General features: G+C 62.8%; 20 protein-coding genes and 2 tRNA genes. 6 read left to right on the top strand and 16 right to left on the bottom strand.

Going from position 1 to position 20040, the window contains the following annotated elements:
• Positions 1 to 2: 2 nt before the first annotated feature.
• The 7 genes from ACOZK4_RS14565 to ACOZK4_RS14595 all read right to left on the bottom strand — a co-directional run bounded on the left by ACOZK4_RS14565 (position 3) and on the right by ACOZK4_RS14595 (position 6996).
• A complete protein-coding gene (locus ACOZK4_RS14565; protein ID WP_421592493.1) occupies positions 3 to 782 on the bottom strand; it encodes a TatD family hydrolase in 780 nt (259 codons plus the stop codon).
• 7 nt (positions 783 to 789) lie between these two features.
• A complete protein-coding gene (gene metG / locus ACOZK4_RS14570) occupies positions 790 to 2340 on the bottom strand; it encodes a methionine--tRNA ligase (RefSeq protein WP_421592494.1) in 1551 nt (516 codons plus the stop codon).
• A gap of 80 nt (positions 2341 to 2420) precedes the next feature.
• Positions 2421 to 3452 carry a DNA polymerase III subunit delta' gene (locus tag ACOZK4_RS14575; protein ID WP_421592495.1) on the bottom strand — a complete coding sequence of 344 codons (1032 nt, stop codon included), beginning with the start codon at positions 3450 to 3452 and terminating at the stop codon, positions 2421 to 2423.
• Positions 3449 to 4138 (bottom strand): dTMP kinase, encoded by a 690-nt coding sequence (gene tmk / locus ACOZK4_RS14580; protein WP_313526971.1) that lies wholly within the window; start codon positions 4136 to 4138, stop codon positions 3449 to 3451. The genes ACOZK4_RS14575 and tmk overlap by 4 nt, the downstream gene beginning before the upstream one ends.
• Positions 4139 to 4273: 135 nt before the next feature.
• Positions 4274 to 5437, bottom strand: coding sequence for a D-alanyl-D-alanine carboxypeptidase family protein (locus tag ACOZK4_RS14585; RefSeq protein WP_421592496.1), 1164 nt, complete (start codon positions 5435 to 5437; stop codon positions 4274 to 4276).
• A 112-nt stretch (positions 5438 to 5549) separates the two neighbouring features.
• Positions 5550 to 6563 carry a septal ring lytic transglycosylase RlpA family protein gene (locus ACOZK4_RS14590; RefSeq protein ID WP_421592497.1) on the bottom strand — a complete coding sequence of 338 codons (1014 nt, stop codon included), beginning with the start codon at positions 6561 to 6563 and terminating at the stop codon, positions 5550 to 5552.
• A gap of 217 nt (positions 6564 to 6780) precedes the next feature.
• A complete protein-coding gene (locus ACOZK4_RS14595) occupies positions 6781 to 6996 on the bottom strand; it encodes a hypothetical protein (protein ID WP_421592498.1) in 216 nt (71 codons plus the stop codon).
• A gap of 248 nt (positions 6997 to 7244) precedes the next feature.
• On the opposite strand from ACOZK4_RS14595, the gene ACOZK4_RS14600 reads away from it, so the two are divergent.
• From ACOZK4_RS14600 to ACOZK4_RS14615, 4 genes are all read left to right on the top strand, one after another.
• Positions 7245 to 7334, top strand: a tRNA-Ser gene (locus tag ACOZK4_RS14600).
• A gap of 319 nt (positions 7335 to 7653) precedes the next feature.
• The gene (locus ACOZK4_RS14605) at positions 7654 to 7866 is read left to right on the top strand and encodes a hypothetical protein (protein WP_421592499.1); all 213 of its coding nucleotides are present in this window, start codon (positions 7654 to 7656) and stop codon (positions 7864 to 7866) included.
• 144 nt (positions 7867 to 8010) lie between these two features.
• Positions 8011 to 8538 carry a DUF992 domain-containing protein gene (locus ACOZK4_RS14610; RefSeq protein WP_421592500.1) on the top strand — a complete coding sequence of 176 codons (528 nt, stop codon included), beginning with the start codon at positions 8011 to 8013 and terminating at the stop codon, positions 8536 to 8538.
• Between the two features lie 124 nt (positions 8539 to 8662).
• Positions 8663 to 9010: a hypothetical protein gene (locus ACOZK4_RS14615; protein WP_313526958.1), complete on the top strand. Its 348-nt coding sequence runs from the start codon at positions 8663 to 8665 to the stop codon at positions 9008 to 9010.
• 72 nt (positions 9011 to 9082) lie between these two features.
• Here the strand turns inward: ACOZK4_RS14615 and ACOZK4_RS14620 are convergent, their stop codons facing one another.
• The 7 genes from ACOZK4_RS14620 to pcsA all read right to left on the bottom strand — a co-directional run bounded on the left by ACOZK4_RS14620 (position 9083) and on the right by pcsA (position 16444).
• A complete protein-coding gene (locus ACOZK4_RS14620) occupies positions 9083 to 9790 on the bottom strand; it encodes a FadR/GntR family transcriptional regulator (RefSeq protein WP_421592553.1) in 708 nt (235 codons plus the stop codon).
• 199 nt (positions 9791 to 9989) lie between these two features.
• Positions 9990 to 11060: a BMP family ABC transporter substrate-binding protein gene (locus tag ACOZK4_RS14625; RefSeq protein WP_421592501.1), complete on the bottom strand. Its 1071-nt coding sequence runs from the start codon at positions 11058 to 11060 to the stop codon at positions 9990 to 9992.
• Positions 11061 to 11101: 41 nt separating this feature from the next.
• Positions 11102 to 12022: an ABC transporter permease gene (locus ACOZK4_RS14630; protein WP_421592502.1), complete on the bottom strand. Its 921-nt coding sequence runs from the start codon at positions 12020 to 12022 to the stop codon at positions 11102 to 11104.
• Complete coding sequence (locus ACOZK4_RS14635) at positions 12022 to 13116, bottom strand: ABC transporter permease (protein WP_421592503.1); 1095 nt, start codon at positions 13114 to 13116, stop codon at positions 12022 to 12024. Before ACOZK4_RS14635 ends, ACOZK4_RS14630 begins: the two co-directional genes overlap by 1 nt.
• Positions 13106 to 14677, bottom strand: coding sequence for an ABC transporter ATP-binding protein (locus ACOZK4_RS14640; protein ID WP_421592504.1), 1572 nt, complete (start codon positions 14675 to 14677; stop codon positions 13106 to 13108). Before ACOZK4_RS14640 ends, ACOZK4_RS14635 begins: the two co-directional genes overlap by 11 nt.
• A 51-nt stretch (positions 14678 to 14728) precedes the next feature.
• Positions 14729 to 15700, bottom strand: coding sequence for a quinone oxidoreductase family protein (locus ACOZK4_RS14645; protein WP_421592505.1), 972 nt, complete (start codon positions 15698 to 15700; stop codon positions 14729 to 14731).
• Between the two features lie 21 nt (positions 15701 to 15721).
• Positions 15722 to 16444 carry a phosphatidylcholine synthase gene (gene pcsA, locus ACOZK4_RS14650; RefSeq protein ID WP_313526943.1) on the bottom strand — a complete coding sequence of 241 codons (723 nt, stop codon included), beginning with the start codon at positions 16442 to 16444 and terminating at the stop codon, positions 15722 to 15724.
• Between the two features lie 253 nt (positions 16445 to 16697).
• Between pcsA and ACOZK4_RS14655 the strand changes: the two genes are divergently transcribed.
• The gene (locus tag ACOZK4_RS14655) at positions 16698 to 17906 is read left to right on the top strand and encodes a UbiH/UbiF family hydroxylase (protein WP_421592506.1); all 1209 of its coding nucleotides are present in this window, start codon (positions 16698 to 16700) and stop codon (positions 17904 to 17906) included.
• Here the strand turns inward: ACOZK4_RS14655 and ACOZK4_RS14660 are convergent.
• Both ACOZK4_RS14660 and ACOZK4_RS14665 read right to left on the bottom strand, forming a co-directional pair.
• Positions 17874 to 18836: an AEC family transporter gene (locus ACOZK4_RS14660; protein WP_421592507.1), complete on the bottom strand. Its 963-nt coding sequence runs from the start codon at positions 18834 to 18836 to the stop codon at positions 17874 to 17876. The genes ACOZK4_RS14655 and ACOZK4_RS14660 overlap by 33 nt on opposite strands.
• Before the next feature lie 45 nt (positions 18837 to 18881).
• The gene (locus tag ACOZK4_RS14665) at positions 18882 to 19631 is read right to left on the bottom strand and encodes a cytochrome c biogenesis CcdA family protein (protein WP_421592508.1); all 750 of its coding nucleotides are present in this window, start codon (positions 19629 to 19631) and stop codon (positions 18882 to 18884) included.
• Positions 19632 to 19862: 231 nt separating this feature from the next.
• Between ACOZK4_RS14665 and ACOZK4_RS14670 the strand changes: the two genes are divergently transcribed.
• Positions 19863 to 19938 (top strand) — tRNA-Lys (locus ACOZK4_RS14670).
• The last annotated feature ends 102 nt before the right edge of the window (positions 19939 to 20040 follow it).

The raw sequence follows: 20040 nt of genomic DNA on the forward strand, positions 1-20040 counted from the left end.
GTCTATACCCGCGGCATCTTCGAGAAGATGCGGAAGGCGTTTTCCGTCGTGATGCGGGCGATCTCCTCCACGCTGACGCCGACGGTCTCGGCCAGAACGGTGGCCGTGTGAGCCACATAGGCCGGCTCGTTGCGCTTACCGCGGAATGGTTTTGGCGCAAGATAAGGCGCGTCGGTTTCCACCAGCATGCGCTCCAGCGGCACGGTCTTAGCGATCTCGCGCAGCTCTTCCGATTTCGGGAAGGTCAGGATGCCGGAGAGGGAGACGTAGCCGCCGAGTTCGACGCCGATGCGAGCGAGGTCCGGGCCGGAAGAGAAGCAGTGCAGCAGGAAGGGGAAGGCGCCCTTCCCCGTTTCCTCGGTCAGCATCGCTGCCATGTCTTCGTCCGCTGAGCGGCTGTGGATGACGAGCGGCAGGCCGGTCTCGCGGGCGGCGGCGATGTGATTGACGAGGCCGATGGCCTGTGCCTCGCGCGGCGCGTTGTCGTAGAAATAGTCGAGACCCGCCTCCCCGATCGCCACGACGCGCGGATGCTGCGAGAGCCTCACCAGTTCTTCGACGGTGACGTCCAGTTCCTCATCCGCATTGTGCGGATGCGTGCCGACCGAGCAGAACACCGATGGATAGGTTTCGGCGATCGCCAGGATATCCGGGAATTTCTTCACCCGCGTCGAGATGGTGATCATCTGCCTGACGCCGGCCGCATGCGCCCGCGCGACGATATCGTCGCGCTCCGCTGCGAAATCCGGAAAATCCAGATGGCAATGGGTATCGATCAGCATGTCGGCCTCATGCCTCGGGCGCGACGTAACGCGGGAAGACCGGGCTCGGCGCTTCCAGCGGCGTGCCGGCGACGAGACGACCCGCCTCGCCCAATGCCGAGAAGTCGCGCTTTTCGACCGGGGCTGCCACAAGGTCCAGCAGCTTGCGGCTCGACTGCGGCATGAAGGGCTGCAGCAGGATCGCGATCTGGCGCACCACTTCCGCCGTCACATAGAGCACGGTGCCCATGCGGACCGGATCGGTCTTCTTCAGCGCCCACGGCGCTTCACCGGCGAAATAGCGATCGGCTTCCGAGACGACGGCGATGATCGCTGCCAGCGCCTTGTGGATCTGCTGCTTGCCCATTTCTTCACGGGTGATCGCATAGAGCGCATCGACGGAGGCGAGCATGGCGCGGTCGGCATCCGAGAGGTCGCCGCATTCCGGCACCTGGCCGTCGCAGTTCTTGACGATCATCGACAGCGAGCGGCTGGCCAGGTTGCCGATGCCGTTGGCAAGGTCGGAATTGATGCGGGTCGCGATGCCTTCTTCGCTATAGCTGCCGTCCTGGCCGAAGGAGACTTCGCGCAGGAAGAAGTAGCGGATCGGGTCGAGGCCGAAATGGTTCACCAGATTGACCGGATCGACCACGTTGCCGAGCGACTTCGACATCTTCTCACCCTTGTTGAGCAGGAAGCCGTGCGCGAAGACGCGCGCAGGCAGCGGCACGCCCGCCGACATCAGGAAGGCCGGCCAATAGACGGCGTGGAAGCGGATGATGTCCTTGCCGATGATATGGATATTCGCTGGCCAGTATTTGGCGCGCGGTCCTTCGGGATCGGTGAGATAGCCGGTTGCGGTCACGTAATTGGTCAACGCGTCGACCCAGACATACATGACGTGAGCCGGATCGCCGGGAACCGGAATGCCCCAATCGAAGGTCGTGCGCGAGACCGACAGGTCCTTCAGGCCCGACTTGACGAAGGAGATCACCTCGTTGCGGCGCTCGGCCGGGCCGATGAAGTCAGGGTTGTCCTCGTAATGCTTCAGCAGCTTGTCCTGATAGGACGAGAGCTTGAAGAAGTAGCTCTCCTCCTCCACCCATTCGACGGGCGTGCCCTGCGGACCATAGCGCACGCCGTCGTCGCGCTTCTCCGTCTCGCTTTCCTGATAGTAGGCCTCGTCGCGTACCGAATACCAGCCGGCATAACCGCCCTTGTAGATGTCGCCATTGGCTTCCATGCGGCGCCAGATCTCGGCGCAGGCCTCGTAATGACGCTCTTCGGTCGTGCGGATAAAATCATCGTTCGATGCATTAAGAAGAACGGCCATCTGCTTGAATTCGGCAGAATTTCTATCTGCCAGCTCGCGCGGCGTAATGCCTTCCTTGCGCGCCGTCTGCTGCATCTTCTGGCCATGCTCGTCCGTGCCGGTCAGGAAGAACACGTCTTTCCCGTCGAGCCGCTGGTAACGCGCCATGGCATCCGTCGCGATGAGCTCATAGGCATGGCCGATATGCGGCTTGCCGTTCGGATAGGAAATGGCGGTCGTGATGTAGAAGCGGTTCGTATCGGTCATGGCGGGTGCGTTCTGTCTTCGGTTGTGCAATGCCGCAAGGTATTAGACCATGCGGGCGCAGAGGGAAACAGCAAGTTGATTTAAAGCGATGCCCTGATGTCGTCGAGCACGGTGATGATCGTCTGCTTGCGATCGAGATTGTAGCCCTGCGCGATGGCGATGCGCTCACCGAGCTGCGAGGACAGGTGCGCGAGGCGGTCGGCACGGGAGATGTCGCCGGCAAGGGCGGCGGCGCGGGCGGCGTCGGTAACGAAATCGGTGGCGTGCTGGCAGAAGAACGAGAAGACGGTGTCGCTATCCTTGGCCGAGAGCACGTCGGCCAGCTTGTGCACGTCGCGGCGCGGCGGCTCTGTCGGGGCGGTTACGATGGTGCGGAAAGCTTCCACGATGTCGAAGCCGCCGTAATTGGTGAGCTTCAGGGCTTCGGCGACGCTGCCATGGGCGGCGGCGATCACGTCCCCTGCCCTCGGGCCACTCGGCGTTGCGCCAAGGCTGTCGAGAGCGGCGGCGAGGTCGTTTTCCGAAAGAGGCGAAAGCGCTAGCGGCAGGCAGCGCGAGCGGATGGTCGGCAGGAGCTTGCCCGGTGCATGCGTCAAAACAAGGAAGAGCGAGCGCTTCGGCGGCTCTTCGAGGATTTTCAGGATGGCATTGGCGGCGTTGCGGTTGAGGTCGTCGGCGGGGTCGATGATGACGATGCGCCAGTTGCCCGTGCCGGATGTCTGCGCCAGGAACTTTCCGGCCTTGCGCACTTCGTCCACAGTGATCGCCGACTTTACCTTGCCACTCTTTTCGTCGACCGGTCGCGTGAGATGCAGCAGATTGTGCGAGGCGCCGGCGGCAAGCTGGCGGGTGATGGGCGAGGCCGGCAACGGATCGGCAATATGCTCGGGCGCTTCTGCGGGCTCGGGATGATGCAGGACGTGGTTAGCAAAACGGAAGGCGAGCGTCGCCTTGCCGATGCCCTCAGGCCCTTCGATCAGGATGGCGTGGTGTCCCTTGCCGGACCGGTAGGACCGCGCCAGGAAATCCTGCGCCTCGACATGGCCGAACAGTTTCGTCTGCTCGGCCGGGTGCACCGCGCCGTCGAGAATGCCGGGACGATCCTCGCTCACGAGACATGCTCCGGATCGGAATGGCCGTGGGCGTTGATCGGCAGCAACGGCTCGACGATGGCGAGCACCCGCGCGGCGATCGCCTCCGGCGTCAATGTCGCATCCACCACGCGGCAGCGCAGCGGCTCGCGTTCGGCGATATCGAGGAAGGCCTCGCGGCGCTTCTCGTGCGTCTCCAGCTCTTCCTTCTCGAAGCGGTCCGGCTCGCTGCTCGTATCGACGTCGGCGCTGCGCTTTCGGGCGCGCTCGAGGCCGATGGCGGCGGGAAGATCGAAGATGATGGTACAGTCCGGCACCACGCCATTGATCGCCACACGCTCCAGCGTCTCGATGAAGGGCTGCTCCAGATTGCCGGTAATGCCCTGGTAAACGCGGGAGGAATCCATGAAGCGGTCGCAGAGCACCATCGTGCCGGCCTCAAGCGCCGGACGTATGACCTGCTCGACATGGTCGCTGCGCGCGGCGGCAAACAGGATGGCTTCCATGCGGATGCCATAGGCCTCCGCCGAACCGGAAAGCAGTACGTGGCGCACGGCTTCCGCTCCCCTGGAGCCACCGGGCTCGCGCGTCATCAGCACGGTCAGCCCGCGTGAACGCAACGCCTCTGCCAGAAGCCGGATCTGCGTCGACTTTCCGGCGCCTTCGCCGCCTTCAAACGTAACAAACAAACCGGGTGCGGCCGACAAATCCTGTTTCCGTTCCAGTGGCTGCGTGTCCAGCCCTTCCGACGATATCCGCCAAGGCGGAGACGAGTCGGATCACTACTAACCGATGTTTCCGGCCGGCGAAACGCTTTTCGCCCCTGCCCGCCTCATCCCGTCTCAGATCCAGAAGAAGAACAGCTCGATCAGCGCATCCAGCGCCCGCATGCGCAATGTGCCCTCGCCCACCGCGCCCGCCGTTTTTACCGGCACCTCGCGCAGGAGCTGCTTGTCGTTCCAGATCTTCAGCGTACCGACCGCCTTGTCCGGCTGGACAGGTGCGCGCACCGGCCAAGTGTAGACGACCCGCGCGACGAGCTTCTGCGAATTGTCCTTCGGCAGGAACACATCGACCTGCTCACCCGCGACGAGCGGCACGGTCGAGGCATCGCCGCCATAGACGGAGGCGTCGGCAATCGCCTCGCCCTGTTTGAACAGCGTGCGCCGCTCGAAGGAGGACAGCGCCCATTCGATGATCCGGCGCGATTCCTCGATGCGAACCTTGTCGTTCTCCAGGCCGCCCATGGCCAGCACCAGATGTTTTCCGTCACGGTTGACGGCCGCCACGATGGAATAACCGCCCTCCTCCGAAAAGCCGGTGACGAAGCCGGTCACGCCGATATTGAGCGCCAGCAGCGGATTGCGGTTGCGCTGCTTGATCTTGTTCCACTCGAATTCCGGCTCGAGATAATAAGCCATGCGTTCGGGATAGGTCGTCTCGAGGTGGCGGGCGAGATCGACCATCTCGCGCATCGTCACCTTGTTGTCCGGGTTCGGCAGGCCGGTCGCATTAGCGAAGGTGGATTTTTTGAGGCGGAGGTCCCGCGCCTCCTTGTTCATGCGCGTTACGAAGGCCGTCTCCGAGCCCGCCATGCCCTCGGCGAGAATGATGCAGGCATCGTTGGCGAACTGCACGGTGACGCCGCGCACGAGATCTTCCACGCGGACATTGGATTTCAGCGCGGCGAACATGGTGGAGGTGCGCGACGGCGCCCCACCGGTGCGCCAGGCATATTCGGTGACGGGATATTGCGTTTCCAGCGTGATCTCGCCAGCGGAAAGCGCCTTGAAAACCGTCGCCATGGTCATCAGCTTGGCAAGCGAGGCGGCCGGCACCAGCTCGTCCTCAGCGCGCGCAAACAGCACCGTCCCGGTCTCGGCCTCGATGAGATAGACCTGCTTGGCCTTTACATCGAAACCGGCCTGCGGTGTGCCAGACTGGGCATGGGCGACGCCCAGCAGCATCAGGAAGAAAAGGAGAAAAGCAGAAAGACGTCGATGCATGGCGACTCCGGATGCCGTCACACTCCCACAGCCGCGCGCACCACGCAAATGGCTTCGATGCAATCCCCGCAAAAGTGCGTGAGGACCGTGTTGTGAAGGTCGGCGCGGGCGATTAGCCCGCGTTGTCAGCAAGCGCGGAGAGCGGCGTCAGTTGGCCGTCCAGCGTCAGGATGGCATCGAAGGCGCCGGCGGCATCGCGCACGCGCTCGTCGGCATAGGCCGCCGCATAGCTTGGCTGGGCGGAAAGCTGCGGTACATAGTTGGGCCGCTCGATCGGCAGCGGGCCGATTTCCGGCAGCAGCACGAATTGCTGTTCCATCGCCTGGAACGCGTCCGACGTCGCCTCAGTCTTGTTGAGCGCCGTCATCGTGCTCTGGTCCGGCACGCGCAGCACGTTCGCGTCTTCGGAGGGCAATGCGCGGCTGTCGGCGGATGCCACCATCACGCCGGTCGCGATCTGGCCGCCTGGATCGACGGCGGGAACGCGCGAGCCCTTCGTGACATAGGAGGCCATGAGATAGGGCATGTCGTTGCCCTCCAGCGGAGCCTTGCCGACATATTGCACGCGCACCTTGGCGGTGCCCGTGCGCTTCATGTCGAGCAGGTCGGCGGTCTTGGAGGAGACGTCGATCACGCGGCCTTCGTGATAGGGGCCACGATCGTTGACGCGCACGATGACCGAGGTGCCGTTTTCCATATTGGTGACGCGTGCGTAGCTCGGCAGCGGAAAGGTCGGATGCGCGGCGGACAGATGATAGCGGTCATAGACCTCACCATTGGCCGTGCGGCGGCCATGGAAAGCGGAGCCATACCAGGAGGCCAGACCGGTCTTGTTATAACCTGGTTCTTCCTTCGGCTTATACCACTTGCCGCGGACCTGATAGGGCTTGCCCAGCTGGTAACGGCCGCCGCCCTTCGGCACGACCTGCCCCTCTTCCACGACGCGCGGGCTTGCCTTCACGCCATATTCGGATTCGGAGAAGAATTCCTTGCTGCGGACTTTCTTCTTGGGGGCCGCGGTCGTCGTGGCACAGGCGGCAAGCCCGGCACAGATCAGCGGTATCGTCAGCAGCCTCAAGCCCAAGCCGAGCCGTGTCGCATTCTTCGAGATAGTGTTGTGTCCCACGCCGCTATTGTCCCCGACGGTGCGCCAGCCAATTGCCTTGCCCCTGCAAGTTGGCCGTCAATGCCACTCAGTAAATAACAGTACGTTAATCATGCCAATAACATGGCAAAATTGCGAATGGATGGGAGTCCGAAGATCAGCTTCGGTGATTTATGGTTTCCGCTTGGTTAATGCGTGGCGCGGGAGGCGACGTCGGCGCGCCTCCCGGAAAATCCCGTCAGGGCGTCCGCACCTGCAGGACATCGACCAGCCGATCGGGGTCGCGCACGCCGTGGCGATACAGCGTGATGATCGACCGAGCCAACGACCGCGCCCGCATCTCATCAAGCGTGGGCGTCTGAATGGAGGTCAATCGCGCGAAAACACCTTGCAGGATGTCGAGATCCTGAGGTTCAAACATGCCGATATGCGTGGGGTCTCGAAGCACTTCCATAGCGATGCCTCCCCTGTTCGCATCCATCCGGCAACATTGCTTTCGGGTGCGTCGTGAATCTACGAGCACAATGCGTCAGCAACAAGTCGGGAAAAGTTGTACCGGCGCGCCGCCATGGCCTCGGGCGCGGCATCTCTTGCGTTGACGATGCAATCAAAGCTGCTAAAAAGCGGCAACGTCGAGAGGTAACCGCGACAACGGTTTCACTGCTTTTCCGAAACCGGGAAAAGAGCGCCGTCTCGAACGATGGAAGAGTGTCCGAGTGGTTTAAGGAACCGGTCTTGAAAACCGGCGTAGGCGAGAGTCTACCGTGGGTTCGAATCCCACCTCTTCCGCCAAGACCCATCTTTTTCCCAAGGCTTTCATCTCCACGACGTCCGCAGTCAAATAAAACGCCGCAAACTTGATTTCACCACAATCGCCTCCTATATCACCATCATCGGTAATCGCTTAAGAGCGCTGGAAAGCCTCTGCCGCTCGCGATGGCCGCCATCACCTGCTGCCCTTGACCACGGATGTACTGGCACTGGTGAAAAGGTGATGATGAGGAAGGTCGGTGCGTTTTCGCCCCGGCCTTTTTTATTGCCTGCAGTCCTTTGCTCCGGAACAATCACCCCAATCCTGCGATTTCGCCTTCTTGATTCAAGGAGGCTGGCCATGGAACAGACACCCACCGCAAAGCTTGCCGCAGACTATCTCCGCCTCGGCGGCGGACGGCTCGCCGAGATCGACGACAACAAGGTCAGTACCCGGCAGTGGAAACACGAGACGCGCGAGGCCGAAGCCTTCTGGAACGAGAACATCGCCTCTCTCGATGATGCACGCCGTAACGAGGTGATCACGCATCTCCCCACGATCAACCGGGTGTGACCGTAAAACGACGGTGCGCCGCCTTCCTGCGGGCGCGGCACCGGCTGCCCCTACTCTGCCACGATCTTCACGATGAGATGACGGGCGACCGGGAACCAATTCACCGGATTCGCCATTATCGTGCCAGCTAGAAGGAGAACAACGATGAACAAGAAGCTTGGAGCGATCCTCGCCCTTACCCTGGTGCAGGCGCTGGCATCGACGGCCAGCGCAGCCGACATGGTCATTCGCGATCAGGAGCCTGTCTATGTCGAGCGCGGCGGCGATCGTGACGGCGTCAAGATCGGCATGCTGACCTGCGAGGTTGGCGGCGGCCTCGGCTACGTGCTCGGTTCGGCGAAATCCGTCGATTGCGTCTTCAAGTCGACCCGCGGCCAGCAGGATGTCTATAGCGGCGTGATCCGTAAGATGGGCGTTGATATCGGCTTCACCACGCAGGGCCGTATCGTCTGGGCGGTCTTTGCACCCACGGCCGGCTATCACCACGGCTCGCTCGGCGGCCTTTATCAGGGCGCCACTGCGGAAGCGACCGTGGGCGTCGGCCTCGGCGCGAACGTGCTGGTCGGCGGCACCTCTGGCTCGATCCAGCTGCAGACGGTCAGCGTCAGCGGCCAGATCGGCCTGAACGTTGCCGCAACGGGCACCTCGGTTACGCTGACGCCCCAGGGCTGATCCAAAAGGCCGGGCGGCTCCCACCGTCCGGCCTTTTCAATTATCTTGCCGAAGACTGGATCTCCGATCCACCACCGTGTCCGAATCGGGTAGGTCTGGAACAGGCACTGCAACGGAGGCGGATATGCTTGAGAGCACCGACATCGAACTCGAAGACGAGCGGCTGAAGCAGCTCGACATTCTCGCCGCCGAGCGTTCCATGACGCCCTCGGACCTGCTCGCGCACTACGCTTCCGGCTCTTTCGGCTTCCATGAAGCCGTACATACAACCTCCATCGTGCTTGATCTCGTCGACGACCAGTTGCTTCATCACCCGGCGATCGCCGGCAATGACGAGTGGTTCCGGCTGGCCGCGAAGGCGAGCGAGGCACTTTTCAATCTCTACCAATCGATGGGGGCTGCCCAGCTTGCGACGCGCAGCCTGGACGAGGGCACGCGCCCGGAAGATTTGAACGCCAGCAACGATGATTGAGCTTCAATAGCGCGCGACGGTGCAGTCCCCCGCCTCGTCGCGCTTATTGCGTGGTCGCATGGCCTGGGGAAGCTATTTCCCTTCGCGCAAAGCCTGCACGACGCGTTTGCGGCCGACCTTGATGACATTTTCCATGGCGCGGCGCGCGCCCTCCTCGTCCCGCTTGTCGATCTCCTCGACGATGCGGATGTGGGTTGCCGCGACATCGCCGATCTTGCCGCGGTCGGCGGCCGGCGAGCTGAGCTTGAAGGCGCCGACAAGGCCGGCCTCGATCAGGCTGCCGACCGTGCGCAGGAAAGGATTGCGCGAGGCTTCCAGCACCGAGAGATGAAACTTCAGGTCCGCCAGGGCAAGTGTTTCGGCCGTATGCTCCGGGTCGCCCATGGCGACGGCAAGGCGCATCATCTGGCTGATATCGGCTTCCGATGCGTGGCGCGCGGCGAGCGCGGCCGCATGCGGCTCGAAGGCCAGGCGCACTTCGGAAAGATGCAGCAGGAAATCCTCGTTGACGCCAACGGCGAAGTACCAAGTGAGAATATCGCTGTCGAAGAGGTTCCACTGCGTGTTGGGCGTCACGCGGGTGCCGATGCGGGCGCGTGGCACGACTAGGCCCTTGGCGGCCAGCGTCTTCATCGCCTCGCGCAGCACCGTGCGCGACACCTTGAAACGCGCGGCCAGTTCCGCATCGCCCGGCAGCGTCGATCCCACGGCATAGTCGCCTGCGATGATCGACCGGCCCAGCGCATTGACCACCTGCGCATGACTGGTGCGCGTGTTCATGCCGCTGATGACCGTTTCAAGCAAACCCTTGCGCAAAAATTCCCCTCCTCGGCTCCGGATCACCCCTTTTGTTCCGGAACATCCGGCAGGTATAGAGCGCCGCACCGATTCCGCAAAGCCTGAACGCGTCACACATCCTTCGCAAACGAAAAAGGCGCCCCGAAAGGGCGCCTTTCCCATCTGTTTGGTGGGCTATCGCTTACTGCGGCAGCTTGTCGTCGATGCCGGCGACATAGAAGTTCATGCCGAGTAGCGTGCCGTCGTCGGACTTGGCACCCTGTGCCAGCCATTCGGAACCGTCCTGCTTCTTGACCGGGCCGGTGAAGGGATGCAGTTCGCCGGAGCGGATCTTCGCTTCCACCTCTTCGGCGGCCTTCTTCACGTCGTCGGGCATGTTGGTGTAAGGCGCCATGGTGAGGATGCCGTCCTTCAGACCGTCCCAGATCTGCTCCGACTTCCAGGTGCCGTCGAGAACGGCCTGGGTGCGCTTGATGTAATAGGCGCCCCAGGTGTCGACGATGGCGGTCAGCTGGGTGTTGGGTCCGGCGGCGATCATGTCCGAGGCCTGGCCGAAGGCGTGGATGCCGCGTTCGGCGGCGACCTGCATCGGCGCGGTCGAATCGGTGTGCTGCGTCAGGATGTCGACGCCCTGGTCGGCCAGCGCCTTGGCGGCATCGGCTTCCTTGCCCGGATCGGCCCAGGTGTTGGCCCAGACGATCTTGACCTTGAAGTCCGGGTTGACGGACTGCGCGCCGAGCATAAAGGCGTTGATGCCCATCACCACTTCCGGGATCGGGAAGGAGGCGATGTAGCCGGCCACGCCCTTCTTGGAGATCTTGGCGGCGATCACGCCCTGGATGTAGCGGCCTTCATAGAAGCGCGCATTGTAGGTGCCGACGTTTGCAGCGCTCTTGAAGCCGGTAGCATGTTCGAACTTCACGTCCGGGAATTTCTGCGCAACCTTGATCGTGGCGTCCATGAAGCCGAAGGACGTGGTGAAGACCAGCGCGCAGCCCGAGCGCGCCATGCGTTCGACGGCGCGTTCGGCATCCGGGCCTTCCGGGACGTTTTCGAGGAAGGCGGTCTCGATCTTGTCGCCCATCGCCTTTTCCAGCTCCTGGCGGCCGCGGTCGTGGCCTTCCGAGTAGCCGCCGTCAGTCTTGGAGCCGACATAGATGAAGCAGATCTTGGTCTTGTCCTGGGCGCTGGCGGCCGTGGCGAAGCCGAGCATGGCGGCGGAGGTTGCGAGCGCGATAATGATTTTCTTCATTTTATCCTCTGAGGTTGGAGTGGTTGTTTTTCTTGTTCTTCTCATCGATCCGGCACGAAGGGCTTGCCAAGGCAGGCCGGTGTGTTGATCTGCGTCATGCGCCTGTTGTGCGAGATCAGAATGAGTACGACAACAGTGGCGGCATAGGGAAGAGCCGACAGGAACTGCGAGGGAATGCCGATGCCGAAGGCCTGCGCATGCAGCTGGCTGATCGACACCGCGCCGAACAGATAACCGCCGGCCAGCACCCGCCAGGGGCGCCAGGAGGCGAAGACGACGAGTGCTAGCGCGATCCAGCCGCGCCCCGCCGACATGTTCTCCACCCATTGCGGCGTATAGACCAGCGAAAGCTGCGCGCCGGCGAGCCCCGCACAGGCGCCGCCGAACATCACGGCGAGATAACGCGTGCGGATGACGTGGATGCCGAGTGCATGCGCCGAGCCGTGGTTATCGCCGATGGCGCGGATTTTCAGGCCGGCACGGCTCTTGAACAGGAACCAGTTGACGCCGATGACGAGCGCAATCGAGATGTAGAAGATGATGTCCTGCTTGAAGAGCAGCGGCCCGATGAAGGGAATGTCCGACAGCAGCGGAATGGTGATCGGCTGCAGCTTGGCGCCGGACATGCCGATGAAGGGTTCGCCGATCTGGCCGGAGACGCCGAGGCCGAGAATGGTGAGCGCCAGGCCGGTCGCCACCTGGTTGGCGACGAGCGTCAGCGTCAGGAAGCCGAACAGCAGCGAGAACAGCGCGCCGCCCGCAATACCGGCGAGAATGCCGATATAGGGCGACCCCGTCACCTGCGTGGCGGCGAAGGCGATGGCGGCGCCCATCACCATCATGCCCTCGACGCCGAGGTTGAGCACACCTGTGCGCTCCGTTACCAACTCGCCGATGGAAGCGAGCACCAGCGGCGTCGCCGCGGTGATGACGGTGAGGAGGATTGCTTCGATCATGCCCATCAGTGCGCTCCCCCCTCATTGGATTGGCCGAGGCGGGAGAAGACCAGCCGGATCTTGTATTGGATGAGCGTGTCGCAGGAGAGCACGAAGAACAGCAGCAGCCCCTGGAAGACGCGCGTTACCTTGTCGGAAACGCTGAGCGTCAGCTGCACGGCCTCGCCGCCGACATAGGTGAGTGCGAGAAACAGGCCGGCAGCGATGACGCCGAGCGGGTTGAGGCGGCCGAGGAAGGCGACGATGATGGCGGTGAAGCCGTAGCCGGGTGAAATGATCGGCTGCAGCTTGCCGATAGTGCCGCTCACCTCGGAAATCCCGGCAAGGCCGGCAAGCGCGCCCGAAAGCAGCATCGAGAACCAGATCATGCGCTTCGACGAGAAGCCGGCAAAGCGCCCTGCCCGCTCCGACTGACCGAGCACGGTGATCTCGAAGCCCTTCAGCGTGTAGCGCAGCATCAGCCACAGGCCGACGGCGGCGATGATGGCAAGCGCGAAGCCGAGATTGGCGCGGCCCGAAGAGACCAGTTCCGGCAGGATCGCTTCCGGCGCGAAATCGCGGGTGACCGGGAAGTTATAGGCATCCGGGCTGCGCCAGGGGCCGCGCACCAGCCAGTCGAGGAAGAGCTGGGCGATATAGACCAGCATCAGGCTCGTCAGGATTTCGTTTGTGTTCATATGCGCCTTGAGGAAGGCGGGAACGGCCGCATAAAGCGCGCCGCCGATCATGCCGAAGATCAGCATCAGCGGCAGGACGAGCGAGGAATGCCACTCATGGAAGAGGACGGGCACGATGGAGCCGGCGATCGCACCCGCTATGAACTGTCCCTCGGCGCCGATATTCCAGTTGTTCGAGCGGTAGCACACCGAAAGGCCGGCGCCGATCAGGATCAGCGGCGCGGCCTTGATGGCGATCTCGTGCAGCGACCAGACGTCGAGCAGCGGCTCGATGAAGAAGCTGTAGAGCGCCGAGCCGGGATCCTTGCCGAGCAGCGCGAACATGATGCCGCCGGCGACGACCGTCAGCGCGAGCGCGAGGAACGGCGACAGGATGGAATAGAGCGTCGATGGATTGGCGCGCTTTTCGAGTTCAATGCGCATGGTCCACCTCGCCTTCGGTCTTTGCGTACATGCCGCCCATCAGAAGGCCGATCTTCTCGCGCGTCAGATCATGCGCCGGATAGGCATCCGAAAGCCGCCCCTCGCTGATAACGGCGATTTCCGTGGCGACCTCGAAGATTTCATCGAGATCCTGGCTGATGACCAGAACCGCCGAGCCGGCTTTCGCGAGATCGACGAGCGCCTGACGGATGCGGCTTGCGGCCCCCGCATCGACACCCCAGGTCGGCTGGTTGACGATCAGCACGGCCGGCTGGCGGTCGAGTTCGCGACCGACGATATACTTTTGCAGATTGCCGCCGGAGAGCGAGCCGGCCGCCGGGTTTTCACCGCTCTTGCGCACGTCCATCGTCTCGGAAATGCGCTTCGAAGCGATGCGGACGACCGCCTGCCGGATGATGCCAAGCAGGCCGCCGGCAAGGAAGGTCTTGCGGTCGGACTGGCTGCGCGCCAGCACGAGATTGTCGGAGAGCGGCAGCGTCGTCACGGCGGCATGGCCATGGCGCTCTTCCGGCACGAAGCCGGCGCCCATCAGGCGGCGCGCGGTGATGCCGAGATTGCCGGCCGCCTTGCCACGGATGGAAACCGCCGCCGGGTCCGCGACCGGATATTCCCCGGACAATGCATCGAAAAGCTCGCCCTGGCCATTGCCAGCCACGCCCGCAATCGCCAGTATCTCGCCGCTGCGCACCTTGAGACACACATTCTTCAGTGCGACGGCAAAGGGCGTGCGCGACGGCACGGTCAGGTGCCGGGCTTCGAGCAGCACATCGCCCTTGGTGTTGGTGCCGGTCGCACTCACCGAGGCGACGTCGCTGCCGACCATCATGCGCGCCAATGAGGCCGGCGTTTCCTGCCGCGGATCGCAGGCGCCCGTGACCTTGCCATGCCGTAGAACGGTGGCGCGGTCGCAGATGCGCTGCACTTCCTCCAGCCGGTGACTGATATAGAGCACCGAACGGCCCTCGGCCTTCAGTTTTGCGAGCGTCTCGAACAGCCGGTCGGCCTCCTGCGGCGTCAGCACCGAGGTCGGCTCGTCGAGGATGATGAGTTCCGGGTTCTGCAACAGCGCGCGGACGATCTCGATGCGCTGGCGCTCGCCGACCGAGAGATCGGCGACATGGGCATGCGGATCGAGCGGCAGGCCGTAGAGATGGGAAAGCCGGGAGGCCTCTTCTGCAACCTTGGAAAGCGAGATGCCGGGGCTGAGCGACAGCGCGATGTTTTCCGCCACCGTCAGCGCCTCGAACAGCGAAAAGTGCTGGAAGACCATGCCGATGCCGATGCGACGCGCGGCACCGGGGCTTGCTATTCTGACCGGTTCGCCTTTCCAGAGAATCTGGCCGCTGCTTGGCGCGAGAACACCGAAGAGCATCTTGACGAGTGTGGATTTGCCGGCGCCATTTTCACCCAGCAGGGCGTGGATTTCACCGGATTTGATGTCGAGATCGATGCCGTTGCATGCGGCGAAAGACCCGAACAGTTTTGTCAGGCTGCGGACAGCCAGCAACGGGCTGCCCTCGGATGCTCCAACGGCTGACACGCTTCCCCTCTTTCCTGCGATCTCGATCCCCTGCGCCCGTTCGGGTCGTTGTCAGGGAATGAGCAATGTCGTTCCACTTGTTTTTCTTGCTTCCAGATCCGTGTGCGCCTGCCCAGCGTCCGCCAACGAATAAGTCTGATTTATATTGATACGCACTTTGTTGCTCTGCACAACATCAAAGAGCGAGTTTGCACATGCATCCAGCGCGGCACGCGTGGCGATATAGGCGAAGAGTGTCGGACGAGTGGCATAGAGCGAACCCTTCTGCGCGAGCAGGCCCATGTGGAACGCATCGACCGGGCCGGAGGAATTGCCAAAGCTGACGAACAGGCCGCGGGGTTTCAGGCAATCCAGCGACTGCGGGAACGTATCCTTGCCGACGGAGTCGTAGACGACATCGACCCCCGCCCCGTTGGTCAGTTCACGCACCCGCGCGACGAAATCGTCCTTTCCGTAGTCGATGACATGATCATAGCCATGCGCCAGCGCAAGATCGATCTTCGCCTGCGAGCCTGCCGTGCCGATGACCGTGGCGCCCAGCGCCTTCGCCCACTGGCCGGCGATGAGGCCGACGCCGCCGGCCGCAGCATGGAACAGGATCACGCTGCCCGGCTTCACCGTATAAGTCTGGAGCAGCAGATATTGCGCCGTCATGCCCTTCAGCATCATCGCCGCCGCCGTTTCCAGCGAGATGCCGTCCGGCACCTTCACCAGATGTTTCGTCGCGACATTGCGCTCGGCCGCATAGGCGCCGTCCGCTGAGGCATAGGCGACGCGGTCGCCGACGGAAAAATCCGTGACACCCTCGCCGAGCACGGTGATCGTCCCCGCACCTTCCTTGCCGGGAATGAACGGCGGCTCGGCCTTGTAAAGGCCGGTGCGGAAATAGACGTCGATGAAGTTGAGGCCGATGGCCGCCTGTTTGATCTGCACCTCGCCCGGACCGGGCGCGCCGAGCGCGACATCCTCGAGCTTCAGCACTTCAGGTCCGCCGAGACTGCGGATGACGATCGCCTTGGTCATGTCGGTTCTCCCGAGACTGTGTTACCGCCCGAGCCTTGGAAAGGCCTGCAGCACGGCACCGATGCAATAGAGATAGAGCCCAGTCGCCACCACGCCCCACACCACCCAGTCCGGCGAATCGAAATGCCAGAGAAGCGCGCAGCCGCTGAGGATTGCCCAGAGCAGAAAGACCAGCAAATTGAGCGGCCGCAACCGCTGCACGCGCACCGGATGCAGGAAATTGATCGGCATGAAGGTTAGGAAGACCGAGACGAAAACGATGATCGATGCCGTCAGCTCGCTCGCCTTGATGACGAAGAGCGTGAACACCACCATGTTCCAGACGACGGGAAAGCCGGAGAAGAAATACTCATCCGTTTTCATTCCCATATCGGCATAGTAGATGGCGCTCGACACCACGATGGCGCCGGCGGCGACAAACGACCAGGGTTCGCCGATCATGCCGCTCTGATAGAGCGCAAAGGCCGGCAGAAGCACATAGGTGACATAGTCGATGACGTTATCCAGCGTGTCGCCGGACCAGTTCGGCAGCACTTCCTTGACACGCACTTTTCGCGCGATCGGGCCATCGATGCCATCGACAGCCAGGGCAAGCCCTAGCCACCAGAACATATCGACGAAGCGATGTTCGGCCGCGGCCACGACGCCGAGGAATGCGAGGAACGAGCCGGAAGCCGTCAGAATATGAACGGAAAAGGCGCGGATTTCCGCGTAGGGCACACGCTTGTAGTTGAAGAACTTCATTACCGTTCGCTGTCCATCCCTTGTGGGCTTTGATTGGGGTCTCTGATCTCGGCCGCGATCCGCCAAACACGCCCTCTTGACGGTAATATGCATTGATTGCCCGGTACCGCCAGCAAAAATCGGTTGCCCATCAAGCGCTTCGGCGGCCTGCGCGGATTCATCCCATGGAAATTGCCCCTTTGCCGGCCTAGTTTCAGTGGAGTAGAAGCGCTTGCAAATCTGTGGGTAACGCGTGCCCTTTCGGAGGTCGGCCATGAAGGAATTCGATATTGCGATCGTCGGTGCCGGTCTCGCCGGCAGCCTCGCGGCTCTGGCGTTTGCCGATTCGGGCCGCAGCGTCGCGCTGATCGCCCCGCCCGCCCGCACCGGCGACGGCCGCACAACGGCGCTGATGGACCAGTCCATCGCCTTCCTGAAGGTGCTCGGCCTGTGGGACGATATCGCACCGCATGCGGCAGCCCTCGAAACCATGCAAATCCTCGACGGCACGGTGCGGCTTCTGCGGGCGCCGCCGGTTGCGTTCCGCTCCGGCGAGGTCGGCCTTGCCGCCTTCGGTTACAACATTCCGAATGCCCCCTTCATCGATGTGCTGGACGCCCGCATCGCGGCCGACGGCAATATCCTGCGCTTGCCGAATGGCGTAACCGCCGCCACCGCCTTTGAAAACGGCGTGGAACTGGCGCTCGACGACGGTGAACGCGTGCTGGCCCGTCTCGTTGTCGGCGCCGATGGCCGAAAGTCGAAGATCCGTGAGAGCGCCGGCATCGGCATTCGTAGCTGGTCCTATCCGCAGGCCGCCCTCGTGCTCAATTTTTCGCATGATCGCCCGCACGGCAACGTCTCCACCGAATTCCACACGGAAAGCGGCCCCTTCACGCAGGTACCCCTGCCCGGCCGCCGCTCCAGCCTCGTCTGGGTGCTGCCGCGGAAGGAAGCCGCAAAGCTTCGCGATCTCCCGGATGCCGCACTCAGCCAGGCCGTCGAAACGCGCATGCAGTCCATGCTCGGAAAGGTCACCGTCGAAGGTGGCGCGCAGAGCTTCCCGCTTTCGGGCATGACGGCGGATCGCTTCGGCAAGGGCCGCATCGCGCTCATCGGCGAGGCCGCACATGCCTTCCCGCCGATCGGCGCCCAGGGCCTCAATCTCAGCCTGCGCGATATCATGGCCCTGAAGGAACTGCTGCAGATGACGGAGCCGGCCGCCTATGACGGCATCGGCGAGCGTTTCGACCGCAAGCGCCAGGCGGATGTCCGCTCGCGCACCGTGAGCGTCGACCTGCTCAACCGGTCGCTGCTGTCGGATTTCCTGCCCATGCAGTTCCTGCGCTCGGCTGGCCTGCATCTCCTTTCGGCGCTCGGCCCGCTGCGCAGCATCGTCATGCGCGAGGGAATCGAGCCGGGCGGCTCGCTCAAGGCGTTTCGCGACACATTACGGGAACGGGTCACCCGCAAGCAGGCCTGACTTGATGAGATAAAGCAGGATCGTCACCGTCGCGACGGACAGGACCGTCGTGATGAGGATGGTCGCGGACGCCCGCTCCTGCCAGACGCCATATTGCTGGCCGATGACGAAGACATTGGTCGCCGTCGGCAGGGCGGCGAGCAGCACGGCGGTAAAGACCCAGACCGGATCGAAATTACCGGCAAGCCCCAGCACCATATACATCGTGACCGGCAGCAAGAGCAGCTTTGCCGGTACGATATAGCCGATCTCGACCGGCACCCGTTTCAACGGACGCAGCGCCAGCGTCACCCCCATGGCAAACAGCGCGCAAGGAGCCGCCGCCTGCGCCAGATAATCGATCAACCGCTGCAAAGGCACCGGCGCCTCGAAGCCGGTGAAAGCCGCAATAAAGCCCGCCGCCGTCGCGATGATGAAGGGATGCGTGACGATCTTCTTCACAATGCCTGCGACGATCCGAAACGGCGCCTGCTTCTCCCCGCCGCCCAGTGCCATCAGCGCGGGTGCGACCATGAAATGCAGCATGTTCTCGAAGCAGAAGACCAGCGCCACCGGCACCGCCGCCGGCTCGCCGAAGGCAAGCAGCGCCAGCCCAGGCCCCATATAACCGATATTGCCATAGGCCGCCGCCAGCCCCTGGATCGTCGCTTCGCCCACCGTCGCCCGGCGCAAAAACAGTCCGACCGCGAAGATCAGCGCGAAGACCAGATAGGTCGCACTGATATTGGCGACGATGAAATCGACGCGCGTCAATTGCTCGATCGGCGTCTTTGCCACCAGCTTGTAGAACAGCGCCGGCAGCGCGATGTAGATGATGAACGTGTTGAGCCAGCCGAGCGACTCGACCGGCTGCCGGGTGATCTTCGCGACCACATAGCCCAAGAGGATCATGCCAAAGAACGGCAGGACCAAACCGATGATGTCAGCCATGGGCCGAAGCCTGCTCCCGCTGCTTTCAGAAGACCGTATCCCGGACTAGCCGATTTGCGAGAGAATGGGAAATGTTTGCTGGAACCAGATGGCGACGGCGCTGATATAGCCGAAGATGAAGGCGAGGCCAGTGAGGACCAGCAGCACGCCCATGATCTTCTCCACCGTACCGAGATGGCGGCGGAAACGGACGAGAAAACGCATGAAGGCGCCGGAAAACCCGGCCGCGATCCAGAATGGAATGGCTAGCCCGAGCGAATAGACGGCAAGCAGCACAGCCCCGTCGCCAACGGTCTCGCGCGCGGCGGCAATGCCGAGAATGGCCCCAAGCACCGGCCCAATGCACGGCGTCCAGCCGAAGGCGAAGGCTAGCCCCATGATGTAGGCGCCCGACGCCGTAGCCGGCTTGCCGCCGCCCTGGAACCGCGCCTCGCGGGCAAAGAGCCCGATGCGCAGAAGCCCGAGAAAATGCAGGCCCATCAGGATGATGACGACGCCGCCGATCTGCGCGAGCAGGTCGAGATGGCGCCTGAGCACCATGCCGATGGTCGAAGCCCCTGCCCCAAGCGAGACGAAAACGGTGGCAAAGCCCAGCGTGAAGAAAAACGCCGCCAGCAACACCGCGCCCCGCGTATCGCGCCGCACCGCAGCCGCCTCCCCGCCCCGAAACTGATCCACGGAAATGCCCGCCATATAACACAGATAAGGCGGCACAAGCGGCAGCACGCAGGGCGATAGAAACGACAGCGCTCCGGCCAGAAGCGCGCTCCAGAGGGAAATATCGGCAATCGACAAGAGGCTGCTCCGAGACATCAGGCGGATTGGACACAAGGCGAAAATCCCGCCCGCCCTCACCGCCGCGAGTGCCCCCTGATAGCCGCCGAGACCCCCTCCTGCCAATCACCTTTTGGAGAACGCGGCGAAATGCAGCAAAACCTGTTTTCCGCCGCATTTTCCGGGTTGACCCGGCAAACCCTCCTGCCTATGTTCCGCGCACTTCTGCGGGGCACCATTTGCAGCCCTTGGGAGCGCGTAGCTCAGCCGGTAGAGCAACTGACTTTTAATCAGTAGGTCCAGGGTTCGAATCCCTGCGCGCTCACCACCACTCGTCAGAAACAAGATACTCTGTAGCAGCTTCCCATACTCGGCCCAGTTTTCGACGGCGCTAGGCTTTTCTCGTCGTCGATGCCCTTCTTCGGCTGTA

Origin of the sequence: Shinella sp. M27, from assembly GCF_049199905.1 — a bacterium.
Taxonomy (GTDB): domain Bacteria; phylum Pseudomonadota; class Alphaproteobacteria; order Rhizobiales; family Rhizobiaceae; genus Shinella.